The 22,204-nt window shown below is 73.9% G+C and carries 17 protein-coding genes; 15 read left to right on the forward strand and 2 right to left on the reverse strand.

Features of this window, described 5'->3' with window-relative positions; all coding sequences use genetic code 11:
- Positions 1-27 precede the first annotated feature (27 nt).
- The 10 genes from hydA (at position 28) to BN3788_RS01025 (ending at position 12,345) form a co-directional block, all read left to right on the forward strand.
- The gene (hydA, locus tag BN3788_RS00980) at positions 28-1,443 is read left to right on the forward strand and encodes a dihydropyrimidinase (RefSeq protein ID WP_066581925.1); all 1,416 of its coding nucleotides are present in this window, start codon (positions 28-30) and stop codon (positions 1,441-1,443) included.
- A 54-nt stretch (positions 1,444-1,497) separates the two neighbouring features.
- The gene (locus tag BN3788_RS00985; protein ID WP_066581926.1) at positions 1,498-2,529 is read left to right on the forward strand and encodes a TIGR03842 family LLM class F420-dependent oxidoreductase; all 1,032 of its coding nucleotides are present in this window, start codon (positions 1,498-1,500) and stop codon (positions 2,527-2,529) included.
- Positions 2,526-3,494, forward strand: coding sequence for an ABC transporter permease (locus BN3788_RS00990; RefSeq protein WP_082812468.1), 969 nt, complete (start codon positions 2,526-2,528; stop codon positions 3,492-3,494). Before BN3788_RS00985 ends, BN3788_RS00990 begins: the two co-directional genes overlap by 4 nt.
- Positions 3,491-4,297: an ABC transporter ATP-binding protein gene (locus BN3788_RS00995; RefSeq protein ID WP_066581931.1), complete on the forward strand. Its 807-nt coding sequence runs from the start codon at positions 3,491-3,493 to the stop codon at positions 4,295-4,297. Before BN3788_RS00990 ends, BN3788_RS00995 begins: the two co-directional genes overlap by 4 nt.
- Positions 4,294-5,061 (forward strand): ABC transporter permease, encoded by a 768-nt coding sequence (locus BN3788_RS01000; RefSeq protein WP_066581932.1) that lies wholly within the window; start codon positions 4,294-4,296, stop codon positions 5,059-5,061. The genes BN3788_RS00995 and BN3788_RS01000 overlap by 4 nt, the downstream gene beginning before the upstream one ends.
- Positions 5,062-5,166: 105 nt before the next feature.
- A complete protein-coding gene (locus BN3788_RS01005; RefSeq protein WP_066581934.1) occupies positions 5,167-6,315 on the forward strand; it encodes an ABC transporter substrate-binding protein in 1,149 nt (382 codons plus the stop codon).
- A gap of 106 nt (positions 6,316-6,421) precedes the next feature.
- Positions 6,422-7,813, forward strand: a complete 1,392-nt coding sequence (locus BN3788_RS01010; protein WP_082812469.1) for an aspartate aminotransferase family protein — start codon at positions 6,422-6,424, stop codon at positions 7,811-7,813.
- A gap of 75 nt (positions 7,814-7,888) precedes the next feature.
- On the forward strand, positions 7,889-8,650 hold the full coding sequence (locus BN3788_RS01015) for an SDR family oxidoreductase (RefSeq protein WP_066581935.1): 762 nt from the start codon (positions 7,889-7,891) through the stop codon (positions 8,648-8,650).
- A 63-nt stretch (positions 8,651-8,713) separates the two neighbouring features.
- Positions 8,714-10,561: an ABC transporter ATP-binding protein gene (locus BN3788_RS01020; protein WP_066581937.1), complete on the forward strand. Its 1,848-nt coding sequence runs from the start codon at positions 8,714-8,716 to the stop codon at positions 10,559-10,561.
- On the forward strand, positions 10,558-12,345 hold the full coding sequence (locus tag BN3788_RS01025) for an ABC transporter ATP-binding protein (protein WP_066581939.1): 1,788 nt from the start codon (positions 10,558-10,560) through the stop codon (positions 12,343-12,345). The genes BN3788_RS01020 and BN3788_RS01025 overlap by 4 nt, the downstream gene beginning before the upstream one ends.
- 37 nt (positions 12,346-12,382) lie before the next feature.
- Here the strand turns inward: BN3788_RS01025 and BN3788_RS01030 are convergent, their stop codons facing one another.
- The gene (locus BN3788_RS01030; RefSeq protein WP_066581941.1) at positions 12,383-13,078 is read right to left on the reverse strand and encodes an HAD hydrolase-like protein; all 696 of its coding nucleotides are present in this window, start codon (positions 13,076-13,078) and stop codon (positions 12,383-12,385) included.
- Positions 13,079-13,184: 106 nt separating this feature from the next.
- Between BN3788_RS01030 and BN3788_RS01035 the strand changes: the two genes are divergently transcribed.
- Both BN3788_RS01035 and BN3788_RS01040 read left to right on the forward strand, forming a co-directional pair.
- Positions 13,185-13,700 (forward strand): phosphoribosyltransferase, encoded by a 516-nt coding sequence (locus BN3788_RS01035; RefSeq protein ID WP_066581944.1) that lies wholly within the window; start codon positions 13,185-13,187, stop codon positions 13,698-13,700.
- Positions 13,646-15,535, forward strand: a complete 1,890-nt coding sequence (locus BN3788_RS01040) for a glycoside hydrolase family 9 protein (RefSeq protein WP_199824721.1) — start codon at positions 13,646-13,648, stop codon at positions 15,533-15,535. The genes BN3788_RS01035 and BN3788_RS01040 overlap by 55 nt, the downstream gene beginning before the upstream one ends.
- On the opposite strand, the gene BN3788_RS01045 is transcribed toward BN3788_RS01040, so the two are convergent.
- A complete protein-coding gene (locus BN3788_RS01045; RefSeq protein WP_066581948.1) occupies positions 15,474-16,112 on the reverse strand; it encodes a hypothetical protein in 639 nt (212 codons plus the stop codon). The two genes, BN3788_RS01040 and BN3788_RS01045, sit on opposite strands and share 62 nt — an antisense overlap.
- 326 nt (positions 16,113-16,438) lie before the next feature.
- Here BN3788_RS01045 and ileS point away from each other — a divergent pair, with 326 nt between their 5' ends.
- The 3 genes from ileS (at position 16,439) to dhaK (ending at position 22,183) form a co-directional block, all read left to right on the forward strand.
- Positions 16,439-19,675, forward strand: coding sequence for an isoleucine--tRNA ligase (gene ileS, locus BN3788_RS01050; protein ID WP_066581950.1), 3,237 nt, complete (start codon positions 16,439-16,441; stop codon positions 19,673-19,675).
- The gene (locus tag BN3788_RS01055; RefSeq protein ID WP_066581953.1) at positions 19,672-21,054 is read left to right on the forward strand and encodes a bifunctional folylpolyglutamate synthase/dihydrofolate synthase; all 1,383 of its coding nucleotides are present in this window, start codon (positions 19,672-19,674) and stop codon (positions 21,052-21,054) included. The genes ileS and BN3788_RS01055 overlap by 4 nt, the downstream gene beginning before the upstream one ends.
- A 133-nt stretch (positions 21,055-21,187) precedes the next feature.
- A complete protein-coding gene (dhaK, locus tag BN3788_RS01060; RefSeq protein WP_066581955.1) occupies positions 21,188-22,183 on the forward strand; it encodes a dihydroxyacetone kinase subunit DhaK in 996 nt (331 codons plus the stop codon).
- Positions 22,184-22,204: the final 21 nt, after the last annotated feature.

Consider the following 22,204-nt stretch of genomic DNA (forward strand, 5'->3'; position numbering starts at 1 on the left):
GATCCGACCCAGTGCGGGGAGCACACGATGAAGACACTCATCACCGGCGGCACTGTCGTCAGCGCGACCGGGCGTGGGCTGGCCGACGTCCTGGTCGACGGGGAGACCGTGGCCGCCGTCCTGCAGCCCGGCTCCACCCTGCTCGGCTTCGACCTGCCCGCCCACGTGGACCAGGTGATCGACGCGACCGGCACGTACGTGATCCCCGGGGGCGTCGACGCGCACACCCACATGGAGCTGCCGTTCGGCGGCACTGCCGCGTCGGACACCTTCGAGACGGGGACCCGCGCGGCAGCGTGGGGCGGGACCACCACGATCATCGACTTCGCGGTGCAGCGCGCCGGGGAGCGGGTGCAGGACGGGCTCGCCGCGTGGCACGCCAAGGCAGCCGGGAAGTGCGCGATCGACTACGCGTTCCACCAGATCATCGGCGGTGTGGACGACGACTCGCTCAAGGCGATGGAGGGGCTCGTCGACGAGGGCATCACCAGCTACAAGCTGTTCATGGCCTACCCCGGGGTCTTCTACTCCGACGACGCGCAGATCGTCCGGGCCATGCAGAAGGCCGCGGACCTCGGGCTGCTGACGATGATGCACGCGGAGAACGGCCCGGCGATCGACGTGCTGGCCGCCCAGCTCGTCGAGGCGGGCAAGACCGGCCCGTACTACCACGGGGTGGCGCGCGCCTGGCAGCTCGAGGAGGAGGCCACCCATCGGGCCGTCATGCTCGCCGACCTCACCCGGGCGCCCCTGTACGTGGTGCATGTCAGCGCCAAGCAGGCGGTCGCCCAGCTCGCGTGGGCGCGGGACAACGGGCAGAACGTGTTCGGGGAGACCTGCCCGCAGTACCTGTACCTCTCCCTCGAGGAGCAGCTCGGCGCGCCGGGGTTCGAGGGCGCGAAATGGGTCTGCTCGACGCCGCTGCGCTCGCGGGCCGAGGGGCATCAGGACCACATGTGGCAGGCGCTGCGCACCAACGACCTGCAGATGGTCTCCACCGACCACTGCCCGTTCTGCATGACGGGGCAGAAGGACCTGGGCCTCGGCGACTTCCGGGCGATCCCCAACGGCATCGGCTCGGTGGAGCACCGCATGGACCTGCTGTACCAGGGCGTCGTCACCGGGCAGATCAGCCTGGAGCGCTGGGTGGAGCTCACGTCCACCACCCCCGCGCGGATGTTCGGCCTGTACGGGTCCAAGGGCGTCATCGCCCCGGGGGCCGACGCGGACATCGTGGTCTACGACCCGGCGGGCCGCACCACGATCTCCGCGGCCACGCACCACATGAGCATGGACCACTCCGCGTGGGAGGGCTTCGAGGTCGACGGCGCCATCGACCTGGTCATGTCGCGCGGCCGGGTGCTCGTCGAGGGCGGCGAGTACCACGGGCGCCCGGGCCACGGCAGGTACCTCCGACGCGGGCTGTCGCAGTACCTGCTCTGAGACCTGGGCCCGGAGCCCGCCCCACCCCGCTGATCCGCTGCCCCAAGGAGCCCCATGGACTTCGGCGTCGTCCTGCAGACCACCCCGCCGGCCTCGCGCACCGTCGACCTCGCGCGGCAGGCCGAGAGCCACGGCTTCGACCACGTGTGGACGTTCGACTCGCACCTGCTGTGGGAGGAGCCGTTCGTCATCTACTCCGCCATCCTCGCGGCCACCCGCAAGGTCACTGTCGGCCCGATGGTGACCAACCCGGCGACCCGGGACTGGACGGTGCTCGCCTCCCTCTTCGCGACGCTCAACGAGATGTACGGCAACCGCACGGTCTGCGGCATCGGTCGCGGGGACTCGGCGGTCCGCACGCTCAACGGGCGGCCGGTGAGCCTGGCGACGCTGCGCGAGTCGATCCATGTGATCCGCGAGCTCGCCAACGACCGCCCCGTCGAGGTCAACGACCGCACGCTGCGCTTCCCGTGGTCCAAGGGCTCGTCCCTCGAGGTGTGGGTCGCGGCCTACGGGCCGCAGGCGCTGCGGGTCGCGGGAGAGGTCGGCGACGGGTTCATCCTGCAGCTCGCCGACCCGGACATCGCGGCGTGGATGATCGGCGCGGTGCGCGACGCCGCCGAGGCCGTGGGCCGGGACCCCGACGCGCTGTCGTTCTGCGTGGCCGCCCCCGCGTATGTCGGCGACGGAGACGCCCCGGCGGCGCGGGCCCACATGCGCGAGCAGTGCCGCTGGTTCGGGGGGATGGTCGGCAACCACGTGGCCGACATCGTGTCCCGCTATGGGGCGGACTCCGCCGTGCCGGCGGCCCTCACCGACTACGTCCGCGACCGCCAGGGCTACGACTACAACGAGCACGGCCGCGCCGGGAACTCGCATGCGGCCTTCGTGCCCGACGAGATCGTCGAGCGGTTCTGCCTGCTCGGCAGCCCGCGCGAGCACGTGGCACGGCTCGAGGAGCTGCGCGACCTCGGCGTCACCCAGTTCGCCGCCTACCTCCAGCACGACAACAAGGAGGAGACGATGCGGGTGTACGGGGAGCGGGTCATCCCGGCGCTCGCGCCGACAGTGGTGGCGAGCGCATGAGCGCGACGTCTGCCACCGCGGCGCCTGCCCCCGCCACCGCGCCACCGCCGACGGCGCCCCGCTCGGGGAGCGCGCGCCCCCGTGCGGCGGCCGCCAGCCTCATGCGCTCGGCGCCGCTGGCCGCGGTGGCGTCGGTGCTCGCTGTCGGGTCCGCCTGGGAGGCGTACAAGCTGCTCGGCCCGGCAGACGGCCTGATGGTGGGCCAGACGCGGCTGTTGCCGCGCACGTCCGACTTGGCGATGCCGCACACCTGGGACATGGCCGCGCGGCTGTTCGAGCCCGTCTCGGGCGGGGCCGGGGCGCCCCCGCTGTGGTCCGCGGTGCTGCGCGCGGGCGCGGCGAGCCTCGGCGTCGCCGCCGTGGGCTGGCTGCTCGGCCTCGTCGTCGGGATGCTGCTCGCGCTGGCCATGCAGCGGGTGCGGATTGTCGAGTCGGCGGTGCTCCCACTGGTCGTGCTCTCGCAGACCGTCCCGCTCGTCGCGCTCGCCCCGCTGGTGCGCTCCTGGGGGGCGCGGCTCGAGGTGGGCCCGGTGCAGTGGGCGCCGTGGATGTCCGTGGCGGTGATCGCCTCCTACCTCGCGTTCTTCCCGGTGGCCGTCGGGATGCTGCGCGGGCTGCAGTCGCCCACCACGATCCACGCCGACCTGATGCGCGCCTACGGGGCGGGCTGGTGGCCCACCCTGCTGCGCCTGCGCCTGCCCGCGTCAGTGCCGTACCTGCTCCCCGCGCTGCGGCTGGCCGCCGCGAACGCCGTTGTCGGCGCCGTCGTCGCCGAGGTCGCCACGGGGCTGCCCGGGGGCCTGGGCCGGATGATCGTCGAGTTCGCCGCGTTCTCCGCGAGCGACCCGGCCAAGCCGTGGGCGCCGATCTTCGGGGCGGTGGCCCTCGGCCTGGCCGCCGCAGGGCTGGTCGCGCTGCTCGGGACCTCGCTGCGCCGGTTCCGGCGCCTCGAGGCGGCACGATGACCGCCGCGGTGAGCGTCGACGGCGTCTCGCGGGTGTACGGCACGGGCCGCGCGCAGGTCGTCGCGCTCGACGACGTCTCGCTCACCGTCGAGGCCGGGCAGTTCGTGTCCCTCATCGGCCCGTCGGGCTGCGGCAAGTCCACCCTGCTGCGGCTCATCGCAGACCTCGACGAGCCCACGGTCGGAACCGTGCGGGTGTTCGGCCGCCCCGCCCGCGAGGCCCGACTGGCGCATGAGTACGGGATCGCGTTCCAGCAGGCCGGACTGCTGCCCTGGCGGACGGTCCGCGCGAACGTCGAGCTGCCGCTCGCGCTGGCCGGGATGGGCCGCGCGGGGCGCCGCGAGCGGGCGTCCCACCTGCTCGCGCTGGTGGGGCTCGCCGACTTCGCAGAGCACTTCCCCGACCAGCTCTCCGGCGGGATGCAGCAGCGCGTCGCGATCGCCCGGGCCCTCGCCGAGGAGCCGAGCCTGCTGCTCATGGACGAGCCATTCGGGGCGCTCGACGAGATGACCCGCGAGCACCTGCAGACGCAGCTGCTGCGGATCTGCGCCGAGACCCGCGCCGCCGTCGTGTTCGTCACGCACTCGATCCCCGAGGCGGTGTTCCTGTCCGACCGGGTGGTGGTGATGTCGCCGCGCCCGGGCCGGATCCGCGAGGTCGTGCCGGTCACCCTGGACCGCGCGGGCGCCGCAGACGACCTCGACGAGCTGCGCACCGACGCCACGTTCTTCGACGAGATCGCCGCGGTGCGCGCGGCGCTGCTCGACGGCGTGAGCGTGGCGCAGGCCGAGGGCCTCGGATGAGCGCCGTGGCGGGGGCCGTGCGCCAGGTGCTGCCCCCGGCCGTCCTGCTCGTGGGCCTCATCGCCGCGTGGCAGGGAGCCGTCGTCGTCGCGGAGATCCCGCCATTCGTGCTGCCGGGCCCGGCGGCCATCGCCTCCGAGCTCGTCGAGTTCCGTGAGCCGATCCTGTCGGCCGCGGCCGTCACGGGCCGCAATGCGGCGCTCGGGCTGCTCTCCGGGGGGATCCTGGGGGTGCTGCTGGCCCTCGTGGCGGCCGCGCTGCGGCTCGTCGACGCGCTCGCGGCCCCGCTGGTCACGGCGCTGTCGGCAGTGCCCGTCGTGGCGCTCGCCCCGGTGCTGTACTCGATGCACGGCGCCGGATCGGAGCACGCCCGGGTGGTCGTCGCGGCGCTCGCGGTCTTCGTGCCGGTGTACCTCCACACCCTGCGCGGCCTGCGGCAGGTGCTGCCGGTGCATCGGGACCTGCTGCGCGCGCTGGCCGCCACACCTCGGCAGGCGGCCCGCGTGGTGACCCTCCCCACCGCGCTGCCGTTCGTCTTCACCGGCCTGCGCCTCGCGTCGTCGCTCGCCGTCATCTCCGCGGTGGTGGCCGAGTACTTCGGCGGGCCGCGCTCGGGTGTCGGCTCGTTCATCACGACGGCCGCCGCCGGCTCCGACTACGCGCAGGCCTGGGCGTACGTGCTGGGCGCGATCGCCGTCGGGCTGCTGTTCTTCACGGCCACCTCCCTCGCGGAGCGTGCCGTCCTGCGCCGGCGCCCCGGATGAGCGCGCCCGGCCCCGCACGTCCGCCTGCCGGCGTCGCCAGGCCGGTCGAGGCTCGCGGCACCCGCTGCGCGCCGCAGTCCCAGCTTCACCGACGAGGGAGATGACATGAGGACCACGAGGCGTTGGGGGGCGGCGGTGGCGGCCGGCTTGGCAGCGGGCCTGCTGCTGGCGGCCTGCGCGAGCAGCTCAGAGGACGGGGCTGGCGAGCCGGCAGCGGCGGCGGAGGGGCTCACGCCGGTGCGGCTCCAGTTGCAGTGGCTCACACAGGCGCAGTTCGCGGGCTACTACGCGGCGCAGGAGCAGGGCTACTACGCGGACGAGGGCCTGGACGTGGAGATCCTCCCGTCCGGCGGTGACATCGTGCCCCAGGACGCCCTGGCGCAGGGAGAGGTCGACTATGCGATCGCCTGGGTGCCCAAGGTCCTCGGCTCGATCGAGCAGGGCGCCGGGATCACGCATGTCGCGCAAGTCTTCGAGCGCTCCGCGACCCTCCAGGTGGCGTTCGCCGACTCGGGGATCGACTCCGTGGGCGACCTGTCCGGGAAGACCGTCGGGTCCTGGGGGTACGGGAACGAGTGGGAGCTGTTCGCGGGGCTGAACAAGTCGGGGGTCGCCGACTTCCAGCTCGTCACCCAGGCCTTCGACATGCTGGGCCTGCTCAACGGTGACATCGACGCCGCGCAGGCCATGACCTACAACGAGTACGCCCAGCTCCTGGAGACGGTGGACCCGGACACCGGCGAGCTGTATACGCCCGAGGACTTCACGGTCATCGACTGGAACGACGAGGGCACGGCCATGCTGCAGGACGCCATCTGGGCGGACGCCGAGCGGCTGGAGTCGGACTCCGACTACCAGGACACCACCGTCAAGTTCCTCAAGGCCTCGCTCAAGGGCTGGGCCTACGCGCGGGACCACGCCCAGGAGGCCGCCGACGCGGTCACCGCGGCAGGGTCGACGCTTGGCACGAGCCACCAGCTCTGGATGACCAACGAGGTCAACAAGCTCATCTGGCCGAGCACCAGCGGGGGCATCGGCCTGCTGGACGAGTCCGCGTGGGAGCGGACCGTCGAGTTGGCCCTCCAGACGCGCAACGAGACGGGCGCGTCGATCATCTCCGCCGCGCCGCCGGCGTCGGCCTTCACCACGGAGTACGTGACGAAGGCCCTCGCCGAGCTCGAGGCGGAGGGCGTCGACGTGGTGGGGACGGGCTTCACCCCCCTCGATGTGACGCTCGCCGAGGGCGGGAGCTGAGCACCCCCGGTGCGGCCCGGGCTCGATCCCGGCGCCGCACCGGCCGGTTCGCCCCCCGGGCGGGCGCGCGGTCGGGCACTCTTGCCCTGAGCATCGAGGAGGCACCATGAGCAGCGACCTGCCCGCGGCCCACGCCGTCGAGGACGTGGACGGCCTTGCCGGCGACGCGCCGGCCGAGACGGCTGACGCGACAGCACTGCGCCTCGACCGCGCGCACGTCTTCCACTCCTGGTCGGCTCAGGCCCGCCTGAGCCCGTTCGTCGTCGCGGGCGGCTCGGGCTCGCATGTGTGGGACCACGCCGGGCGGCGCTACCTCGACTTCTCCTCCCAGCTCGTCAACACGAACATCGGGCACCAGCACCCCCGGGTGGTGGCCGCGATCCAGGAGCAGGCGGCCACGCTCGCCACCGTCGCGCCGTCCACGGCGAGCCTCGTGCGGGGCCGCGCCGCGCAGAAGGTGCTGGAGCACGCCCCGGCCGGGTTCTCCAGCGTCTTCTTCACCAACGGCGGCGCCGACGCGATCGAGAACGCCATCCGCATGGCCCGCCTGCACACGGGCCGCGACAAGGTGGTCTCGACGTACCGCTCGTACCACGGCAACACCGGCGCGGCGGTGGCCGCCACGGGGGACTGGCGCCGGGTGCCCAACGAGTACGCGCGCGGCCACGTGCACGTCTTCGGGCCGTACCTGTACCGCACGGAGTTCTGGGCGACCAGCCCCGCGCAGGAGTGCGAGCGGGCGCTGCGCCACCTGGAGCGCGTGATCCAGGCCGAGGGGCCCGAGACCGTCGCCGCGATCCTGCTGGAGACGATCCCCGGCACCGCCGGGGTGCTGGTGCCGCCGCCCGGCTACCTCGCCGGGGCACGCGAGATCGCCGACCGCTATGGCGTGCTGCTGATCCTCGACGAGGTGATGGCCGGGTTCGGGCGCAGCGGCGCCTGGCTGGCCCTGGACCACTTTGACGTCCGCCCGGACCTGGTGGCCTTCGCGAAGGGCGTCAACTCCGGGTACGTGCCCGCCGGCGGGGTGATGATCTCCGCTCCGATCGCCGCGACCTTCGACGATCGCGTGTTCCCCGGCGGCCTCACCTACTCGGGCCACCCGCTGGCGATGGCCGCGATCGTGGCCACGATCGAGGCGATGGAGGACGAGAAGACCGTGGAGCACGCCGCCGCGATCGGGCGGGATGTGCTGGGCCCCGGGCTGGCCGAGCTCGCCGAGCGCAGCCCATTGGTGGGCGAGGTCCGCGGGCTCGGCGTGTTCTGGGCCGTCGAGCTCGTGGCCGACCGCGCGACCCGCGAGCCCGTGGGCGCGGACGTGATGGCCCGGGTCAAGGCGGGCTGCCTGGCCCGCGGCCTGCTGCCGTTCCTCGCCGAGAACCGGGTGCACGTCGTCCCGCCGTGTGTCGTGACCGCCGACGAGGCTGCCGAGGGGCTGGCCCTGCTCGCGGAGGCGCTCGCCGAGGCCGGGCCTGGCGCCCACGTCGCGCGCGGCTGACACGTCTGGCTCCGTAGGCTCGAGCCGACGGCCGCCCGCCGCCGTCTCGCACGACCCATCCGCTGAGGAGATCGCATGAGCACCGCCCTGTCCCGTCCGCGCCGCGTCGTCGTCACGGGGGCGTCCTCCGGCATCGGCGCCGCCACGGTGCGCCGTCTGCGCGCCGACGGCTGGGACGTGCTGGCCACTGCCCGCCGCGCCGAGCTGCTCGACGAGCTCGCCGAGGAGACCGGCGCCCAGGCGTTCGTCGCGGATGTCACCGTCGACGAGGACGTCGCCCGGCTGGCCGCGCACGTCCAGGCCACCGGGGGGCTCGACGCGCTGGTGAACAACGCGGGGGGCGCCTTCGGCCTGGACCCCGTGGAGCGCGCCGACATCGACCAGTGGCGCCGCATGTACGAGCTCAACGTGCTCGGCACGCTGCGCGTCACGCAGGCCCTGCTGCCCGCTCTGCGCGCGAGCGGCGAGGGCGACGTGCTGGTGCTGACGTCCACCGCCGCGCACGGTCCCTATGAGGGTGGCGCGGGCTACACCGGCGCCAAGCACGCCGAGCGGATGCTCGCCACGACGCTGCGCTGGGAGCTCGCGGGGGAGCCGCTGCGGGTCATCGAGATCGCCCCCGGCGCTGTGGCCACCGACTTCTCGCTGGTGCGCTTCGACGGCGACGCGGAGCGGGCCGCCGCCGTGTACGAGGGCTATCAGCCGCTGGTCGCCGCCGACGTCGCGGACACGATCGCGTGGGCGCTCAGCCGCCCGCCGCATGTGAACATCGACCTGCTGGTGGTGCGCCCGCGCGCGCAGGCGAGCAACACGAAGACCGCCCGCACCGGGGTGTGAGGGCGGCCCTGCGTCCGTAGGCTGCCCAGAGTGCCCATCGAACGGCTCTCCACGACGCGGGCGATGGCCCGCCTGCTCCGGTGGGCGCGGCCGGCGTTGCCGCGGATCGCCGCGGGCGGCGTCGCGTCGCTCGGCGCGAGCCTGCTGGCGTTGGCCGTGCCGCAGGTGCTGCGCGAGGTCGTGAACGGCCCGCTGCTGACGGAGGGCTCCCCGGGCGCCGTCGTGCAGGCCGCGGGGCTGGTGCTCGCGCTCGGCGTGCTGGAGGCCCTGCTGGTGTGGTGCCGCCGCGCGTTCATCCTCACGCCGGGCACCACCGTCGAGCGGGAGATGCGCACCGACTTGTTCGGGCGGCTGCTGGAGCTGCCGGTGGCCTTCCACGACCGCTGGCCCGGCGGGCAGCTCCTCTCACGCGCCATGTCCGACCTGGGCATGGTGCGGCGGTGGCTCGCGTTCGGGCTGGTCATGCTCGTGGTCAGCGCGACGACGGCGGTGGTGGGCGTCGGGCTGATGCTCGCGACCGCCTGGCAGCTCGGGCTGGTGTACCTGGTCGGCGCGGCGCCGGTCGTGTGGCTCGGGTTCCGCTTCCGCGAGGACTACAAGGCCGTCGCCCGGCAGGCCCGCGACCAGGCCGGGGACCTGGCCACCACCGTCGAGGAGTCGGTGCACGGCATCCGCGTGCTCAAGGCCTTCGGCCGGGGCGGCGACGCCCTGGAGGACTTCGCTCGGCAGGCCGAGGATCTGCGGTCCACCGAGATCCACAAGGCCCGCACCCTGTCCCGGGTGAGCTTCGCGCTGGGCGCGCTGCCGGAGGCCGTGCTGGCGGTGTCGCTCGGGCTCGGCGTGTGGCTGGCCGCCGAGGACGCGGGGAGCGTCGGCGCGCTCGGCGCGTTCTTCGCGACGGCGGCAGTGGTCAACGGACCCGTCGAGCGGCTCGGCCAGCTGCTGGCGATGACGCTCGACGCGCGCGCCGCCCTGGACCGGTACATCGAGGTCGTCGACACCCCGAACGCCGTGGGCGACCCCGCCGCCCCGCGCGCCCTGCCGGAGCCCGCCGCCCGGGGCAGCCGCGTGGTGCTCGCCGACGTGCGGTTCCGGCACCCGGGGGCGCCGCCGCAGTCCCGCGACGTGCTGGACGGAGTGGACCTCGAGGTCGAGCCGGGGGAGACGCTGGCGCTGGTGGGCCTCACCGGCAGCGGCAAGTCCGCCCTCGCCCAGCTCGTGCCGCGGTTGTACGACGTCACCGGCGGCGCCGTGCTCCTCGACGGCGTGGACGTGCGCGACGTGGAGCGCGCCGAACTGCGCCGCGCGGTGGCCGTCGCCTTCGAGGACCCGATCCTCTTCTCCGCGTCGGTGCGCGAGAACGTGCTGCTCGGCGTGGACGACGACGCGATCAGCCCGGAGGCCGCCGAGGCCCTCGTCCGCGAGTCGCTCGACGTGGCCTCCGCGGGCTTCGTGGACGCGCTGCCGCACGGGCTGGACACCGTGATCGGCGAGGAGGGGTTGAGCCTGTCCGGCGGGCAGCGGCAGCGGATCGCCCTGGCCCGCGCCATCGCCGCGCGCCCCCGGGTGCTGGTGCTCGACGACCCGCTCTCCGCGCTCGACGTGGCCACCGAGGCCGCCGTCACGGCCCGCCTGCGCGCGACCCTCACCGGCACCACCACGCTGGTCGTCGCCCACCGGCCGTCCACCGTGGCGCTCGCGGACCGGGTCGCGGTGCTCGAGGACGGCCGCATCACCGGTGTCGGCAGGCACTCCGACCTCTTGGCGCGGCATGCGCACTACCGGTACGTGCTCACGGCGCTGGGGCCGGATCCCCGCGAGGTCCCACCGCAGGACTCGCTGAGCGGGCTGCTCGACCTGGACGAGCCCGTCGGGGGCGCGGGGCGCTCGCGGCCGGGGGCCGAGCGATGAGCGCCGCGCTGCTGGAGGGCGCCGACGTCGATCACGCCCACGTCCGGCGCCTGTCGCTGCGGCTGCTCCGCTCGCTGCTGCGTCCCGTGGCGGGCCCGGCCTGGGGCACGGTCGCGCTGGTCGTCGCCGCCCAGGTCGCCCCGGTGGCGGGCCCCGCGCTCGTGGCCGTGGCCATCGACCGTGGGCTGCCCGCGATGCGCGACGGCGACCCCGTGCCGCTGCTGCTCGCCGCCGGCGGCTACCTCGTGGCAGCCGTGCTCGGAGGCGCCCTCACCGCCGCGGTGGTGCGCGCGGCGGCGCGGGTGAGCCAGGCGATCCTGCTGGACCTGCGCCGCCGCGTGTTCCGGCACACCCAGCTGCTGAGCCTGGAGTTCCACGAGCGCTATACGTCCGGGCGGATCATCTCCCGCCAGACCTCCGACCTGGACGCGGTGCGCGAGCTGCTCGACGGCGGGATCACCACCCTCGCCTCGAGCGCGCTCGCGATGGTGCTGACCGCCGCGTCGCTGCTCCTGCTCGACTGGCCCAGCGGCGTGGTGCTGCTCATCGCCGTGGTCCCCGGCGTGCTGCTCACCCGCTGGTTCCAGGCCCGCTCGCAGGCGCAGTACCGCAAGCAGCGCACCGCCGCCGCCCGGCTCATCGTGCGCTTCGTGGAGACGATGACCGGGATCCGCGCGGTGCAGGCGTTCCGGCGCGAGCGCCCGGTGGCCGCCGAGTACGGGCGGCTGTCCGAGGAGTACCGCGGCGCCAGCGCCGAGGGCATCCGGCTCAACGGGCTCTTCGACTCGGGCCTCACGCTCATCGGCAACGTCACCGTCGCCGCAGTGCTGCTGGTCGGCGGCCTGCGGGTGCTCGACGGCGGGCTCGAGGTGGGGGTGCTCGCCGCCGCGGTGCTGTACGCCAAGCGGTTCTTCTCGCCGCTGACCCAGATCGGGATGTTCTACAACTCGTTCCAGTCGGCCACCGCCGCGCTGGAGAAGCTCGCCGAGCTGCTCGCCGAGGAGCCGAGCGTCCCGGAGCCCGCCCGCCCGATCCGGCTGCCGAGCCCGCGCGGCGACGTGCGGCTCGCCGGCGTGGAGTTCGGCTACGGGGACGGGCCCAGCGTGCTGCCGCGCCTGGACCTGCACGTGCCAGCGGGCCAGAGCGTGGCGCTCGTGGGGGAGACGGGCGCCGGCAAGTCGACGGTGGCCAAACTGCTCGCGCGGTTCTACGACGTGCGCTCGGGCGCGGTGCTGATCGACGACGTGGACGTGCGCGACATCGCCCCCCAGGACCTGCGCCGCGCGCTGGTCATGGTGACCCAGGAGGCGTACCTGTTCTCCGGATCGATCGCCGCGAACATCGCCCTGGGGCGGCCGGACGCGACGCGCGCCGAGATCGAGGCGGCGGCCCAGTCCGTGGGGCTGCACCCGCTCGTCGAGCAGATGCCGCAGGGCTACGACACCGAGGTGGACAAGCGGGGCGTGCGCCTGTCGGCCGGGCAGCGCCAGCTCGTGTCCTTCGCCCGCGCGTTCCTCGCCGACCCGGCGCTGCTCGTGCTGGACGAGGCGACGAGCTCGCTGGACGTGCCCGGCGAGCAGCTCGTGCAGCGTGGGCTCGGCACCCTGCTGGCCGGGCGCACCTCGGTGGTCATCGCGCACCGGCTGTCCACGGTGATGGGCGCGGACCGGGTGCTCGTGGTGGACGGCGGCCGCGTCGTGGAGGACGGCAGCCCTTCCGCCCTGATCGCCGCGGGCGGCCGGTTCGCGGAGCTGCACGCCGAGTGGCGGCGCTCGCTGCGCTGAGCCTGGACCGGCGGGGACGCAGCCGGACTGCGGAGGCTCAGACGGGGCGGGTCTCCGACGCGTGCACCCGCGCGAGCACCGCCTGCGCCAGCGAGGCGACGTCGTCCACCAGGTCCACGGCCCCCGCGCCCAGGAGCTCCCCGGGCTGCGCGTAGCCCCACGTCACGCCCAGGCAGTCGATGCCGTGCTCGGCGGCGCCCAGGACGTCATGCTCGCGGTCGCCGACCATCACCGTCCGTGCCGGGCCGGGCACACGATCGGGGCCGAGCTCGGCGAGCGCGTGGGCGATGACCGTCGCCTTGGTGGAGGGCACGTCGTCCAGCGGCGCCCCGTAGACGCCGTCGACGAGCGGGGTGATGCCGAACCGCTCGCAAATGGGCCGGGCGTACACCTCGGGCTTCGAGGTGGCCACGGCGAGCGTGCAGCCAGCGGCCCGGAGCCGCGCGATGGCCTCCAGGATCCCGGGGTAGAGCGAGTTGTCGAACATCCCCTCGGCGGTGAACGCGGCGCGGTACGCGGCCACGGCCTCGGTGAGCCGGTCCGGCGCGATGCCGTGCGCGAGGAACGACACGGTGATGGGCGGGCCGACGAACGACCGCAGCGTCGCGGGGTCCGGGACCGGCAGCCCGAGGGCGCGGTAGGCGTGCGCGACGGAGGAGACGATGCCGGGGGCGGAGTCGGTCAGCGTGCCGTCGAGGTCCAGCAGTACCAGGGGCGAGGGAACGTCAGTCACCTAGTGATTGTCTCCCGAGCGGCGCAGCCCAATGCCACGGGCCGAGCCCGTGCGTCGGGACCTTCGGCATGGCGGCGCGCCAAGGCAGCCCGTCTACCCTGCGGGAATGGCGATCACCGAAGCGGCACCTGGTCAGGCTCTCCCCGAGGATCGTGAGGTGCTGACCTGGGACCTCTTCGGCGAGGCGAGCCGCGAGCTCGCGCAGCAGGTCGTCGACTCGGGCTTCGACGTCGACGTGGTGGTGGCGGTGGCCCGTGGCGGGCTGCTCCCGGCGGGGGCGATCTCGTACGCGCTGGGCACCAAGGTGTGCGGCGCGCTCAACGTCGAGTTCTACACCGGCGTCGACGAGCGCCTGCTCGAGCCGACGGTGCTGCCGCCCCTGCTGGACACCGCCGCGATGCACGGCCTGCGGGCGCTGGTGGTCGACGACGTGGCGGACACCGGGGAGACGCTCGCGTTGGTGCAGCGCCTCGTGTCGCAGCACTGCGACGAGGTCCGCACGGCCGTGCTGTACGCGAAGTCGCATTCGGTGGTCGACCCCGACTTCGTGTGGCGGCGGACGGACCGATGGATCACGTTCCCGTGGTCGGCGCAGGAGCCCGTCACCCGGCGGGCCGGTTGATGGCCGCCCCGTCCCCGGGCGACACGGCGGGGGCGACGCTGACGGGCGCGGACGGGCGCGGACCTCGGATACGGGTCAACCAGCTCGGCTGCCTGCCGGGCGTCCCGGCGCACGCCACCCTCGTCACCGACGCCCGGGAGCCGCTGCCGTGGACCCTCGAGCGTGATGGCGCGGTGCTCGCGCGGGGCATGACGTCCCCGCGCGGCCACGACGCGTCGGCGGGGTTGGACGTCCACACAATCGACATGGGCCCGGTGGACGTCGAGGCGGACGGCCTCACGATCCGCGCGGACGGCGCCACGAGCGACCCGTTCGCCATCCGCGGCGACCTGTACGTGGGCCTGGCCCGCGACGCCGTGCGGTTCTTCCACCTGCAGCGCAGCGGGGTGGAGATCGGCCCCGAGGTCGTCGGCGAGCAGTACGCGCGCCCGGCCGGGCACGTCGCCGGCTCGCCGTATGGCGGCGACACGCGCGTGCCGTGCCTCCCGGCGGGCCACGCGGTGACGGCCGACGGCGTCGACCTGTACGACGGGTGGACCGACGATCACGTGCTCGACGTGAGCGGCGGGTGGTACGACGCGGGGGACCAGGGCAAGTACGTGGTCAACGGCGGCATCGCCGCAGCGCAGCTCATGGGCGCCTGCGAGTGGGTGGGCGCGGCCGTCGAGCTGCCACCCGGCCTGGAGCGCGCGCTGCGGGACGAGGCGCGCTGGGAGCTCGAGTGGCTGCTGCGCATGCAGGTTCCCGCAGGGCAGCGGTACGCGGGCCTGGCCCATCACAAGGTCGCGGACGAGCGGTGGACGCCGATCCCCACCCTCCCGCATGAGGACCCGCAGCCCCGCCACCTGCACCGCCCCTCGACGGCCGCGGCCCTCAACCTCGCGGCGGCCGCCGCCCAGGGCGCGCGCGTCTTCGCCGCCGAGGACCCGGAGTTCGCCACGCGGCTGCTCGCCGCGGCCCGCTCAGCGCACGCCGCGGCGCTACGCCACCCGGACCTGCTGGCGCCGAACACGAACGTGCTGGCCAACGGCGGCAGCGGCCCGTATGACGACACCGACCTCGAGGACGAGTGGTACTGGGCGGCTGTCGAGCTGTACCTGGCAACCGGCGACGAGCAGCAGCTCGACGCGCTGCGCGCCAACGGCTGCCACGTGGGCGGGCCGGTGGACGTGTTCGCCGACATCGACTGGCAGCGCGTGGGCGGCCTCGCCCGGCTGCACCTGGCCCTCGTGCCGAGCTGGCTGCCGCAGGCCGACGCGGACGCCGTGCGGGCGTCGGTGGTGGACGCCGCCGACGCGATCCTCGCCGTGCAGGCCGCGCAGCCGTTCGGGCACCCCTACGCGCCGCCGGACGGCCGGTACGACTGGGGCTCGAACGGGTTGCTGCTCAACCAGCTCACGGTGCTAGGCGCCGCCTGGGCGCTGACCGGCGAGGCCCGGCACCGCGACGGGCTGGCCCAGGGCATGGACTACGTGCTGGGCCGCAACGCCCTCGGCATCTCCTACGTGACGGGGCACGGCGCGCGCTCGGCCCACCACCAGCACAGCCGCTGGTACGCGCATCAGGCGGACCCGTCGCTGCCGTGCCCGCCGCCCGGCTCGCTGAGCGGCGGCCCGAACTCCGCGACCCCCGACCCGGTCTCCGCCGCCCTCGTGGCCGGTCTCCCCGCCCAGCAGTGCTACGTCGACGACATCGGCGCGTACGGGGTCAACGAGCTGACCATCAACTGGAACGCGCCGCTGGCCCAGGTGTCCGCGCTGCTGTCGGGGGTGCTCACACCTCGGCGGCAGCCGGCTCCAGCAGCCGCTCCCACGCGCCGTCCGACCCACGGGTGAACCCCGCACGGCCCAGGTACGGCTGCAGCCCGTCGAGCTCCGGGCCGGCCACGACCCGGCGGGCGCCGGCAGCCGCGAACGGCCCGTCGGGGGAGTAGAGGAAGTCGCCGGCGGTGTAGTCGCGGTACTCGGGGGTCACGTAGTCGACACTCAGACGCCACCCGTCCGGCCCAGCGGGCACGGCGACGACCAGCCCCGCGGTGACGTCGTCGTGCAGCACCAGCGCGTGCAACGCGCCCGGGGGGCCGGGCAGCACGGCAGGGCAGAACCGGGCGATGTCGGCGCCGTGTCGCGCGAGGAAGTGCGCGAGCACCGGGTCCTCCGGGCGCACCGGCGCCCACGCGAACGCGCGGCCCGTGCGTCGAGCGCGGAGCAGCGTCACGATGAACCAGGCGTTGATCAGGCACAACGCGATGTTCATGGCCACCATGGGCCACACCCCGATCAGGGCGTTGAACACCACCAGGGCCAGCGACGCGGCGAGGTTCAGCACCCGCAGGCGCAGCATGCGGGACTGGAGCACCGAGTACACGAGGAGTGCGGACCCGGCCCAGCCGAGGAGGTCGACGATGGCCACCAGGCGACATTAGCGATGCCTGAGGCCCCGCACCCGGGATCCCCCGAAAGGGTGGCGCCCGGCCAGCGCGGCGCAGTGTCTAGACTGACGCCAACGGCTACGACCCGGCTATCACCGGTGAGCCTCCGGAAGAACGGCTGGCGCCCTCGCGGGCGCCGCCCAGTAGACCCGGACGGGTGGGCCCGTCATCGCCTGGACATCGAGTGGTCGGCCACGTGCGCGCACGTCGGCCGGCAAGCGGGGTGGTACCGCGGTGGGCCGCAGCTCTCAGGGGCGGCCTGTCGTCCTCGCAGCGACCACGACGACGACCAGGAGCCCGCACCGACATGGCGTACCCCCTGCACCGACCGACCGACGGCGACGGCCCGGGGATCCCCGCGTCCCCCGACCTGCCCGCGCTTGAGAAGGACGTGCTGGCCTACTGGGCCGCCGACGACACCTTCCGCGCGTCGATCGAGCAGCGTCCGGCAGGGGAGCACGGGGCCAACGAGTTCGTCTTCTACGACGGCCCCCCGTTCGCCAACGGCCTGCCGCACTACGGCCACCTGCTCACGGGCTACGCCAAGGACGTCGTCGGGCGCTACCAGACGCAGCGCGGGCGCCGCGTCGAGCGCCGCTTCGGCTGGGACACGCACGGCCTGCCGGCCGAGCTCGAGGCCGAGCGCATCCTCGGCATCACCGACAAGTCCCAGATCGAGGAGATGGGCATCGCGCAGTTCAACGACGCGTGCCGCACCTCGGTGCTGAAGTACACCCGCGAGTGGCAGGAGTACGTCACCCGCCAGGCGCGCTGGGTGGACTTCGACAACGACTACAAGACGCTCGACCTGACCTACATGGAGTCGGTCATTTGGGCGTTCAAGCAGCTCTACGACAAGGGCCTGGCCTACGAGGGCTACCGCGTCCTGCCGTACTGCTGGCGCGACGAGACGCCGCTGTCCAACCACGAGCTGCGCATGGACGACGACGTGTACCAGTCGCGCCAGGACCCCGCGCTCACGGTTGGCGTGCGCTTGGAGTCCGGCGAGCTCGCGCTGATCTGGACGACGACCCCCTGGACCCTGCCCAGCAACCTGGCCATCGCCGTCGGGCCCGAGATCGAGTACGTCGTGGTCGAGCCCGCCGAGGGCCCGCTCGCGGGGGAGCGTGTGGTGCTGGCCGCCTCGCGCCTCGCCGCCTACGCCCGTGAGCTCGGCGAGGAGCCGAACGTCGTGGCGCGCATGGCCGGAGCCGAGCTGGCCGGGCGCTCCTACGCGCCGCCTTTCCCGTACTTCGCCGGGGAGCTGAACGCGCACCGCGTGCTGCTCGCCGACTTCGTCACCACCGAGGACGGCACCGGCCTGGTGCACCTGGCGCCCGCGTTCGGCGAGGACGACATGGCGGTGTGCGACGCCGCGGGCATCGTCCCCGTCGTGCCCGTGGACGCCAAGGGCCGCTTCACCTCGGCGGTGCCCGACTACGCCGGGCAGCAGGTCTTCGACGCCAACCCGCACGTCATCGCCGACCTCAAGTCCGGCGAGGGCGCCCTCGCGGCCGTCCCCGGCGAGCTGCGCCCGGCGGTCGTGCGCCACGAGACGTACCAGCACTCGTACCCGCACTGCTGGCGGTGCCGCAACCCGTTGATCTACAAGGCCGTGTCGAGCTGGTTCGTGCGGGTCACGGAGTTCCGGGACCGCATGGTCGAGCTCAACGAGAAGATCACCTGGGTGCCGGATCACATCAAGGACGGGCAGTTCGGCAAGTGGCTCGCGGGCGCCCGCGACTGGTCGATCTCCCGCAACCGCTACTGGGGCACGCCCATCCCCGTGTGGGTGAGCGACGACCCGGCCTACCCCCGCATCGACGTCTACGGCTCCCTCGCCGAGCTCGAGGCGGACTTCGGCGTCGAGGTCACCGACCTGCACCGGCCGTTCATCGACGAGCTGACGCGCCCCAACCCGGACGACCCCACGGGCCGCTCCACGATGCGCCGCATCCCCGACGTGCTCGACGTGTGGTTCGACTCGGGCTCGATGCCGTTCGCGCAGGTGCACTACCCGTTCGAGAACGCCGACTGGTTCGAGCACCACTACCCGGGCGACTTCATCACCGAGTACATCGGCCAGACCCGCGGCTGGTTCTACACGCTGCACGTGCTCGCGACCGCGCTGTTCGACAGGCCCGCGTTCCACACGTCCGTCTCGCACGGCATCGTGCTGGGCTCGGACGGCCGCAAGATGAGCAAGTCGCTGCGCAACTACCCGGACGTGGCCGAGGTCTTCGACCGTGACGGCTCGGACGCGATGCGCTGGTTCCTCATGGCCAGCCCCATCCTGCGCGGCGGCAACCTGGTCGTCACCGAGGAGGGCATCCGGGAGAACGTCCGCCAGGTGATGCTGCCGCTGTGGAGCACCTGGTACTTCTTCACGCTGTACGCCGGCGCCGCGAACGAGGGCGCCGGGCTCACCGCGCGCCGCGTCACGGCGGCGGACTACGCCGACGGCTCGCTGGCGACGATGGACCGATACCTGCTGGCCCGCACGCGCACGCTCGTGGAGCGCGTCAGCGCCCAGCTCGACGCGTTCGACGTGCCGGGCGCCTGCGAGACCGTGCGCGAGCACCTCGACGTGCTGACCAACTGGTACGTGCGGACCTCGCGTGACAGGTTCTGGCAGGAGGACGCCGCGGCGTTCAACACGCTGTGGACCGCCCTGGAGACGCTGACCCGTGTCATGGCGCCCCTCGCGCCGCTGCTCAGCGAGGAGGTGTGGCGCGGGCTCACCGGCGGGCGCAGCGCGCACCTCACCGACTGGCCGCGCCTGGGCGCCGGCTCCGCGGACGACCTCGCGCTGGCGGCCGACGACGCGCTCGTGGCGGCGGTCGACCGGGGCCGCGAGATCGTCTCGGCGACCCCCGGGCCGCGCAAGGCGCACAACCTGCGGGTCCGCCAGCCGCTGCGCTCGCTGCGCGTCGTGCTGCCCGAGCCGGCCCAGGTGGGGGACTTCACCGACCTGATCGCGGCCGAGCTCAACGTCAAGGGCGGCGAGCTGCAGTCCCTCGAGGCCGCCGCGGCCGGCGCCGTCGGCGTCCGCACGCAGGTGGCCGTCAACGCGCGCGCCGCCGGCCCGCGCCTCGGCCGCGGGGTGCAGGACGCGATCCGCGCGGCGAAGGCCGGCGACTGGTCCACCGACGCCTCGGGCGCCGTGGTGGTGCACACGCCGGGCGGGGACGTGCCGCTGCAGGAGGGCGAGTACGAGACGACAACTGTCGTCGAGGCGGGCGACGGCGACCTGGCGGCCGCGGTGCTGCCGGGCGGCGGGTTCGTGGTGCTCGACCTGGCCCTCGACGAGGAGCTGAGGGCCGAGGGGTACGCGCGTGACGTGGTGCGCGCCGTGCAGGATGCCCGCAAGGCCGCCGGCCTGCAGGTGACGGACCGGATCCGGCTCACGCTGGTGGTCCCGGAGGACGAGGTGGATGGCGTGCGTACGCATCAGGAGTTCGTCGCGACGGAGACGCTGGCCGCCGAGCTGGCGATCGAGCTGGCCCCCGACGGGCAGCTCGCCGTCCGCGTGGAGCGGGCATGAGCGCCCCGGGCGGCGCCGAGCACCGGCGCCGGGAGACCCAGGACGCGGCGCGCACGGCGGCCGACGAGGTGTACGCCGCGATCCTCGAGCGGGCGCCGGAGCACGACATCGACCCGACGCTCGACCGGGTGCGCGCGGTGTGCGACCTGTTGGGCGAGCCGCAGCGCTCGTTCCGCACGGTGCACGTCACCGGCACCAACGGCAAGACGTCCACGGCGCGCATGGTCGAGTCGCTGCTGCGCGAGCTCGGGCTGCGCACGGGCCGGTTCACCAGCCCGCACCTGACTCGGGTCACCGAGCGCATCGCGATCGACGGCGAGCCGATCTCCGACGAGCGTTTCGTCGAGGTGTGGCAGGACGTCGCGCCGTACGTGCAGATGGTCGACACGGCGTCGCTCGCCGAGGGCCAGCCCCGGCTGAGCTTCTTCGAGGTGTTCACCGTGATGGCGTTCGCCGCGTTCGCGGACACCCCGGTGGACGTCGCGGTGATCGAGGTCGGGCTCGGCGGGCGCTGGGACGCCACGAACGTCGTCGACGGCGATGTCGCGATCCTGACGCCGGTGGCCATCGACCACGAGCGCTACCTCGGCAGCACCCTCGTGGAGATCGCCGGCGAGAAGTCCGGGATCATCAAGGACGGCGCCACGGTGGTCCTGGCCCCGCAGCATGAGGACGTCGAGGGAGTCGTGCTCGCGGCGGCGGCGGAGCACGGCGCCCGCGTGATCCGCGACGGCGTCGACATCGACGTCGTGGACCGGCAGGTCGCCGTGGGCGGGCAGGTGCTCTCCCTGCGCGGGCTGGGCGGCGTCTACACCGAGGTCTTCCTGCCGGTGTACGGCGCGTACCAGGCGCATAACGCGTTGCTGGCTCTCGTCGCGGTCGAGGCCCTGGTCACGGGCGGGGCCGCGCTGGACGCGAGCGTGGTCGAGGCCGCGTTCGGATCGGTGACCTCGCCCGGGCGCCTCGAGGTGGTGCGCACGAGCCCGACGATCCTGGTCGACGGGGCGCACAACCCCGCCGGCGCCGAGGCCCTCGCGGGCGCGGTCGAGGAGGCGTTCGACTTCACCAGCCTGGTGGGCGTGGTGGGCGTCATGGCCGACAAGGACCCCGAGAACATCCTCGCCGCGCTCGAGCCGCTGCTCGCCGAGGTCGTGGTCACCCGGGCGTCCACTGATCGGGCCCTCGACGTGGCGGACCTCGCCGAGGTGGCGGTCGACGTGTTCGGCGAGGACCGGGTGCATGTCGCCGAGCGGCTCGACGAGGCCATCGACCTGGCGGCCACGCGCGCCGAGTCGCTGGAGGACTACGGCTCCGGGGTGCTGGTCACCGGCTCGATCCTGCTCGTCGCGGAGGCGCGGGTGCTGCTCGGCAGGTCATGACAGGCCGACGGGGGTGCTCCCCGCTTGACGGCCCGGCACGGCGGCACGAGTGTGAGGGTGAGGCTCCGGACCTGGGTCCTGCGCCTCGGTGCGCCTCAACGGTGCGGCCACGCGGCATGAAGGGAAGATCGCGATGAAGAAGCTGATCAACGACCCGCAGACCGTGGTCGCCGAGTCGGTGGCGGGGTTCGGGCTGGCGCATGCCGACGTGGTCGCCGTGCACGCCGACCCGCTGTTCGTCAGCCGGGCCGGCGGCGCCGTGTCCGGCAAGGTGGGACTGGTGAGCGGCGGGGGCAGCGGGCATGAGCCGCTGCACGCGGGGTTCGTGGGCAGGGGGATGCTCGACGCCGCGGTGCCGGGGCCCGTGTTCACGTCGCCGACGCCGGACCAGATCGGCCCGGCCATCGCCGCGGCCGACTCGGGCGCGGGCGTGCTCGCGATCGTGAAGAACTACACCGGCGACGTGCTCAACTTCGAGACGGCCGCCGAGTTGGCGGACGCCGACGGCCACCGGGTGCGGACGGTCATCGTCGCCGACGACGTCGCCGTCGAGGACTCGCTGTACACGGCGGGACGCCGCGGTGTGGCGGGGACCGTCGCGGTGGAGAAGATCGCCGGGGCGGCCGCCGAGCGCGGCGACGGCCTGGAGCAGGTGACCGAGGTCGCGGAGCGGGTCATCGCGAACGTCCGCTCGATGGGCGTGGCGCTCACCGCCTGCACCGTGCCGCATGCCGGGGTGCCGAGCTTCGACCTGCCGGACGACGAGATCGAGGTGGGCATCGGGATCCACGGCGAGCCCGGCCGCCGCCGCGTCCCGATGGCGGGGGCCGACGAGATCACCGCGATGCTGCTCGACCCTGTGGCCGACGACCTCGGGCTCGCCCCCGGCGACCAGGTGCTGCTGCTGGTCAACGGGATGGGCGGCACTCCGGCGTCGGAGCTCTACGTCGTCTATGGTCGGGCTCGCAGGCTGCTCGAGGAGCGCGGCGTCGAGGTGACCCGCTCGCTCGTCGGCAACTACGTGACCTCGCTCGAGATGCAAGGGGCGTCGGTGACGGTGCTCCGGTTGGACGAGGAGCTGACGATGCTGTGGGACGCGCCGGTGCACACCGCCGCGCTGCGATGGTGATGTCGCCTGCGCTGGACCGAG

Origin of the sequence: Cellulomonas timonensis (assembly GCF_900046455.1) — a bacterium.
GTDB lineage: Bacteria > Actinomycetota > Actinomycetes > Actinomycetales > Cellulomonadaceae > Cellulomonas_A > Cellulomonas_A timonensis.

Bases quoted from the DNA above. Each gene is read 5' to 3' on its own strand.
- hydA (WP_066581925.1), top strand. From the start codon at position 28: ATGAAGACACTCATCACCGGCGGCACTGTCGTCAGCGCGACCGGGCGT.
- BN3788_RS00985 (WP_066581926.1), top strand. From the start codon at position 1,498: ATGGACTTCGGCGTCGTCCTGCAGACCACCCCGCCGGCCTCGCGCACC.
- BN3788_RS00990 (WP_082812468.1), top strand. From the start codon at position 2,526: ATGAGCGCGACGTCTGCCACCGCGGCGCCTGCCCCCGCCACCGCGCCA.
- BN3788_RS00995 (WP_066581931.1), top strand. From the start codon at position 3,491: ATGACCGCCGCGGTGAGCGTCGACGGCGTCTCGCGGGTGTACGGCACG.
- BN3788_RS01000 (WP_066581932.1), top strand. From the start codon at position 4,294: ATGAGCGCCGTGGCGGGGGCCGTGCGCCAGGTGCTGCCCCCGGCCGTC.
- BN3788_RS01005 (WP_066581934.1), top strand. From the start codon at position 5,167: ATGAGGACCACGAGGCGTTGGGGGGCGGCGGTGGCGGCCGGCTTGGCA.
- BN3788_RS01010 (WP_082812469.1), top strand. From the start codon at position 6,422: ATGAGCAGCGACCTGCCCGCGGCCCACGCCGTCGAGGACGTGGACGGC.
- BN3788_RS01015 (WP_066581935.1), top strand. From the start codon at position 7,889: ATGAGCACCGCCCTGTCCCGTCCGCGCCGCGTCGTCGTCACGGGGGCG.
- BN3788_RS01020 (WP_066581937.1), top strand. From the start codon at position 8,714: ATGGCCCGCCTGCTCCGGTGGGCGCGGCCGGCGTTGCCGCGGATCGCC.
- BN3788_RS01025 (WP_066581939.1), top strand. From the start codon at position 10,558: ATGAGCGCCGCGCTGCTGGAGGGCGCCGACGTCGATCACGCCCACGTC.
- BN3788_RS01035 (WP_066581944.1), top strand. From the start codon at position 13,185: ATGGCGATCACCGAAGCGGCACCTGGTCAGGCTCTCCCCGAGGATCGT.
- BN3788_RS01040 (WP_199824721.1), top strand. From the start codon at position 13,646: ATGGATCACGTTCCCGTGGTCGGCGCAGGAGCCCGTCACCCGGCGGGC.
- ileS (WP_066581950.1), top strand. From the start codon at position 16,439: ATGGCGTACCCCCTGCACCGACCGACCGACGGCGACGGCCCGGGGATC.
- BN3788_RS01055 (WP_066581953.1), top strand. From the start codon at position 19,672: ATGAGCGCCCCGGGCGGCGCCGAGCACCGGCGCCGGGAGACCCAGGAC.
- dhaK (WP_066581955.1), top strand. From the start codon at position 21,188: ATGAAGAAGCTGATCAACGACCCGCAGACCGTGGTCGCCGAGTCGGTG.